The organism is Microcystis sp. LE19-84.1B, assembly GCF_027531875.1.
Taxonomy (GTDB): domain Bacteria; phylum Cyanobacteriota; class Cyanobacteriia; order Cyanobacteriales; family Microcystaceae; genus Microcystis; species Microcystis panniformis.
This window is the reverse complement of sequence record NZ_JAPZSR010000396.1, coordinates 1-5,358: the sequence shown is the minus strand read 5'-3', so window position 1 is coordinate 5,358 and position 5,358 is coordinate 1. Positions and strand designations below refer to the sequence as shown.

General features: G+C 43.0%; 6 protein-coding genes and 1 pseudogene. 6 read left to right on the top strand and 1 reads right to left on the bottom strand.

Features of this window, described 5'->3' with window-relative positions; genetic code table 11:
- Positions 1-329: 329 nt before the first annotated feature.
- From rlmN to O9324_RS22200, 6 genes and pseudogenes are all read left to right on the top strand, one after another.
- Entirely contained in the window at positions 330-1,343 is a 1,014-nt protein-coding gene (gene rlmN, locus O9324_RS22225; protein WP_288141326.1) for a dual-specificity RNA methyltransferase RlmN, read from the top strand.
- Positions 1,344-1,625: 282 nt separating this feature from the next.
- Positions 1,626-2,186 (top strand): hypothetical protein, encoded by a 561-nt coding sequence (locus O9324_RS22220; protein ID WP_002787380.1) that lies wholly within the window; start codon positions 1,626-1,628, stop codon positions 2,184-2,186.
- Between the two features lie 76 nt (positions 2,187-2,262).
- A pseudogene (locus O9324_RS22215) lies at positions 2,263-2,427 on the top strand (dual-specificity RNA methyltransferase RlmN); the annotation flags it as partial.
- An 88-nt stretch (positions 2,428-2,515) separates the two neighbouring features.
- The gene (cpcD, locus tag O9324_RS22210) at positions 2,516-2,740 is read left to right on the top strand and encodes a rod-capping linker protein CpcD (RefSeq protein WP_002772199.1); all 225 of its coding nucleotides are present in this window, start codon (positions 2,516-2,518) and stop codon (positions 2,738-2,740) included.
- A 287-nt stretch (positions 2,741-3,027) separates the two neighbouring features.
- Positions 3,028-4,227: a bifunctional rod-capping linker CpcD/ferredoxin--NADP reductase PetH gene (gene cpcD/petH, locus O9324_RS22205; protein ID WP_288141325.1), complete on the top strand. Its 1,200-nt coding sequence runs from the start codon at positions 3,028-3,030 to the stop codon at positions 4,225-4,227.
- Positions 4,228-4,325: 98 nt separating this feature from the next.
- Positions 4,326-5,168 (top strand): ChaN family lipoprotein, encoded by an 843-nt coding sequence (locus O9324_RS22200; RefSeq protein WP_288141324.1) that lies wholly within the window; start codon positions 4,326-4,328, stop codon positions 5,166-5,168.
- 76 nt (positions 5,169-5,244) lie between these two features.
- On the opposite strand, the gene O9324_RS22195 is transcribed toward O9324_RS22200, so the two are convergent.
- Positions 5,245-5,358 (bottom strand): transposase (locus O9324_RS22195; protein WP_287627140.1); only part of this gene is annotated, 114 nt, incomplete at its 5' end.

Sequence of the window (5,358 nt, the reverse complement as noted above, 5' to 3'; positions counted from 1 at the left end):
CTTTCCGAAAGTCCTTGACTTGTTTTAGTTTTTCTATTAAGCTCAACATATCTTTCAAAAGTTGGCGGTCACTTCTCATTTTACCTGATAGTGATCGCTTTTACTTTTGATATTCTGATGGGAGAATGAAACAGCCCTACCCTTGATAAGGGGGGTGCCGATAGGCGGGGGGATCCCCCCTGCCCCCCTTGATAAGGGGGGTGTCTGAAAACTTTTAACACCCCTGCTTAAGTTATAGTTTTAAGTATTTAATTGACTAACAAAGACTAGAGAAGGAGCAAAGGGAAAAAATGTCAATTACAATGATAATGTGATCAACGATAATAATTATGACTTTACTGGCGAAATCTTTAGAGGAACTGACCGACTGGGTAAAAGACCAGGGACAACCCGCTTATCGGGGTAAACAATTACACCAATGGCTATACGAAAAAGGGGTGCATTCTTTGGCGGATATTTCCGTATTCCCCCAAGAATGGCGCAGCAAGCTGTCGGATTATCCTATCGGTCGTTCCCTCATACATTATCGCAGTGTGGCACCCGATCGCACTCGTAAATATCTGCTAAAACTGGCCGATGGTTTAATTATCGAAGCGGTGGGAATTCCTAGTGAAAAAAGATTGACAGTCTGTGTTTCTTCCCAAGTGGGTTGTCCGATGGCCTGTGATTTTTGTGCCACGGGAAAAGGGGGGTTTACTCGTAATTTAAAAGCCTATGAAATCGTTGACCAAGTGTTAACAGTACAGGAGGATTTTCAGCAACGAGTGAGTCATGTGGTGTTTATGGGGATGGGGGAACCTTTATTAAATATTCCCGAAGTGGTGACAGCGATTCATTGCCTCAATCAAGATGTGGGTATCGGTCAGCGTTGTTTAACGATTTCTACGGTGGGATTACCCCATAAAATCAAGCAACTAGCGGAACATAATTTACAAGTAACTTTTGCCGTTAGTCTCCATGCTTCTAATCAACAAGTTCGAGCTAAATTAATCCCCAGTGCCGACCATTATCCCCTAAATAATCTCATCCAAGACTGTCAAGAATACGTTCAAATCACGGGACGAAGGGTGACATTTGAATACATTCTTTTAGCGGGAGTGAATGATTTACCAGAACACGCGGCGGAATTAGCCAAACTGGTGAAAGGTTTTCAATCTCACGTCAATTTAATCCCCTATAATCCTATTCAAGAGGTGGATTATCAACGGCCTGATGAAAAGAGAATTAAGGCTTTTAAAACTATTGTAGAACAGGAAAAAGTCGCCGTTACTGTCCGTTATTCGAGAGGTTTAGCGGCCAATGCGGCCTGTGGACAATTGCGAGCGAGCGTCATGGTCAAATAAACTTGATTTGTTCACTACTCCATCATAAGTTTTCTCTGTTATAATCAGAGTGACAGAGGAGTTTTAGTCGTGTTGTTTGTTAATAATTGTAAAATTTAATCAAGATCGGGATGGTTATCGGGTAACACCTCAACAGTAGGGCAAATAACTGTTAAGTGTGCTTCTTTAACTAGCGGTTTTGGTCATCCTGTTGCGGAATTTTTCCAGAGAAGTAAATTTTAGTATTTGTCAGCCACAACAACTCGACTATTGGTAATTTTTTCGAGTTCGGGGGTAAGGATCATGAAAAGTAAAATATTAGCAATTGCAGCTTTAGTAACTTTAGCGGTTTTTAATTGTTTTCCTCGGATATCTTATAGTCAACCGCTACTCGTTAGCAAAGAATCAACCACACCCACCTCGATCATAATTGATGATGATGAGATGGCACAACTTCCCATGCCTGTTCGTCAAGGATTGGAACTGTATCTAGCGGGCAATACTGGTGGTGCAGTTGATGTGTGGGTAGATAACGGAATTAAATTCGCCAAGGATCATGAGGATTTTTTTCAATCAGCTGAACAAGCTAGAAGTGAAGTACAAGGCTGGGAGGAATTCCGTTTGAAAATGAAAAAATTTCTCAAACAATACGCTCAAGCTACTGGTTCTTGTAAACAATGTGTTTTTCTGCAAGAACTTATCTATCCCCAGAATAAATTCTTAAGACGTTTTTTCCTGAAACTTCTGCACGAACAAGATTCTTTGTTTGTAGAGTTTATCACTTTACAGACCCCTAAAGGAGTGTACATTACCCACATTCACTTCGAGCAAGACCTGCGAGAAATCATCAGGGATGATAAGTAGCACGACATCAATCGACTACATTAGATCGAGGTGGTGGTGTTGCGACTTATCTTCAAACAATTAACGGCGATCACTTAATCCCATTCAGGAGGTGGATTATCAACGGCCTGATGAAAAAAGAATCAGAGCTTTTAAAACTATTGTAGAACAGGAAAAAGTCGCCGTTATTGTCCGTTATTCGAGAGGTTTGGCGGCCAATGCGGCCTGTGGACAATTGCGATCGAGTGTCATGATAGAATAAACGGCTGTAAATCGGCCATTAACTAGATTGCTAGTCTCCCTGCTAGGCTAAACTAGAGAACTATAACATCAATGTCGGAGCCATTTCGATGCAAAGTCTCTCTAGTGCCAAAGAAAACCGCCTTTTTGTCTATGAAGTCGTCGGTTTGAGTCAAAATGACAAGACTGATAACCTAGATTATTCTATCCGTAAGAGTGGCAGTGTCTTTTTAACCGTTCCCTATAGCCGCATGAATCAAGAAATGCGTCGGATTACCCGTTTAGGCGCTCGCATCGTCAGCATTAAACCCTTAAACGCTGCTGCGGCCGAGTAGTTGAAAAAATAATTATTGCTAATATCTGTCCCCCGCTCTTGTCCTCATCAGGCCAACCAGGGGGATTTTTAGCATAAATGGGAAAAAGTAGCATAAATCTTAATAAAAAGTAAAATGCTGCAAATGTAACAGATTTTAACCAGAGACTTGACCTATCCTATCCAAAAGGATAGAAGCGATGTCTGTGGTTTTTTTAAGATAACTCTCAATTAGGCCTAGGTGTAGTGTACCGATGGTAGGCTAAACTATGGAACGATTATCGTGACTTGAGTTGGGAGTTATATTTAATGTACAGTCCGAGTACACTAGCGGGAAACCGTTTATTTGTTTACGAAGTGGCGGGTCTCAATCAAAACGACAATACTGACAACTTGGATTATTCAATCCGTCAGAGTGGAAGCGTGTTTTTCACGGTTCCCTACAGTCGCATGAATCAAGAAATGCGTCGGATTACCCGTTTAGGTGGTCGTATCGTCAGCATCAAACCCTTCAATGGGATTGCCCCCGTAGCAACTGTTTCTAGTGCCTCCACACCACAGCCAATCGCTCAATCATCGCCCGTCCCCGAACAGACCAAGAAAAAGGCCATGACTCAAGCGAAAGAAAAAACAGATATCCCCGTCAACATCTACCGTCCGAATCAACCCTTTATCGGCAAATGTATCGAGAATTATGCTCTCGTTGATGAGGGAGGTATCGGCATCGTACAACACGTCACCTTTGACCTTTCTGGGGGCGATTTACGCTATTTAGAAGGGCAAAGTATCGGTATTATCCCCCCGGGTAGCGATGCTAATGGCAAACCTCATAAATTGAGACTCTATTCGATCGCCTCCACCCGTCATGGTGATAAATTAGACGATAAAACCGTATCCCTCTGCGTGCGTCAGTTAGAATACCAACACCCAGAAACCAAGGAAACCGTTTATGGAGTTTGTTCCACCTATCTCTGTAATGTAGAGGTGGGTGATGATGTGGCTATTACTGGTCCGGTGGGTAAGGAAATGCTGCTGCCGGATGACGAAGATGCCACTATCATTATGATGGCCACTGGGACGGGAATCGCTCCTTTCCGAGCTTTCCTCTGGCGGATGTTCAAGGAACAACACGAAGATTATAAATTCAAAGGTCTAGCTTGGTTGATTTTCGGAGTTCCCAAAACGGCCAATATTCTCTACCAAGAAGAATTAGAGAAAATAGCGGCGGAATTCCCCGATAACTTCCGTCTCACCTATGCCATCAGTCGGGAACAGCAAAATCCCCAGGGCGGCAGAATGTATATTCAACACCGGGTAGCCGAACACGCTGACGAAATCTGGAATCTACTCCAAAGTCCCAAAACCCACGCTTATATGTGCGGACTGAAAGGGATGGAAGATGGTATCGACGATGCTATCAGTGGTGCCGCCGCTAAAAATGGCACCGATTGGTCTGTCTATCAGAAACAACTGAAAAAAGAACATCGCTGGCACGTAGAAACCTACTAAACCAAAAAGGTTCTCTGAAAATTTTTGCGGGTGGGCATTGTCCACCCTTTTTTTCTTGGCTTCGGTTAAGATAGGTTTCTTAAAAGGCCTTTAAAAAGATGAAATTCTCCCGACGCTTTTTTCCCGTTATCCTTGCCCTCTGCTTACTGTTTATTTTGCTGCCCCGGGCCTGGAGTTTTACTAATAGCCAAAAACAAATTCTGGCAGATTTAAAAACAGCCGAGATTATTTATCTGGGAGAAAGGCACGATAGTCAAGCCGATCATCAGGCCCAATTAGCTATTATCGAGTATTTACAGGCCAATAATCCCCAAATAGCGATCGCTTTCGAGATGTTTCAACGTCCTTACCAAATCTATTTGGATCAGTATTTAGCCGGCAAAATTAGCGAAAATCAGTTGAGAGAAAAAAGTGAATACGACCAACGTTGGGGATTTGATTGGGAATTTTACGCCCCGATCCTGCGCTTGGCCAAGGCGAAAAAACTACCAGCTATCGCCCTAAATACACCCACGGAAATCACTAGAAAAGTGGCACGGGAGGGCTTAGAAAGCCTCTCCACCTCAGAAATGACCTACATCCCCCCTAAAAGCGAAATAAACCAGGATAACGAGGAATACCGTCAACAGATCTTAGCCGTTTATGAGCAACACACGGGGGGCAGTAGTCAGGGATTCGATCGCTTTTTTCTGGCACAGGTTCTCTGGGATGAAACCATGGCCGATGCGATCGCTAAATTCTGGCAAGCTCATCCCGACTATCAGATCATCGTCCTAGCAGGAAAAGGTCATATTGCCTACGGTTACGGTATTCCCAGTCGAGTCCAAAGAAGATTAGGCGATCGCGTCAGCCAGCGCTCGGTTTTCTTGGGAGACGCTCCTCAATTATCACCAGCAGAAACCAAAAAACCCGCCGATTATTTTTGGCAAGAGCAAAATTAAGCCAGTCGGAGGTTAGGAAGCAAGAGATGATAAGCTAATACCATTTTTCTGGTTCTTCCGAACTTACCATGTAAAATCAACTAGCAAAATGCCAATTTAATAAACATCTAATACTAAAGTTTTTAAAGTTTCTAAATCCATAGCCTCTCCTTTTAATCACCTTCAGTTTATTGTTAATTCCTTCCACTGT

Excerpts from the sequence above, each read along its gene's own strand:
- rlmN (WP_288141326.1), top strand. The coding sequence starts at position 330 with ATGACTTTACTGGCGAAATCTTTAGAGGAACTGACCGACTGGGTAAAA.
- O9324_RS22220 (WP_002787380.1), top strand. The coding sequence starts at position 1,626 with ATGAAAAGTAAAATATTAGCAATTGCAGCTTTAGTAACTTTAGCGGTT.
- cpcD (WP_002772199.1), top strand. The coding sequence starts at position 2,516 with ATGCAAAGTCTCTCTAGTGCCAAAGAAAACCGCCTTTTTGTCTATGAA.
- cpcD/petH (WP_288141325.1), top strand. The coding sequence starts at position 3,028 with ATGTACAGTCCGAGTACACTAGCGGGAAACCGTTTATTTGTTTACGAA.
- O9324_RS22200 (WP_288141324.1), top strand. The coding sequence starts at position 4,326 with ATGAAATTCTCCCGACGCTTTTTTCCCGTTATCCTTGCCCTCTGCTTA.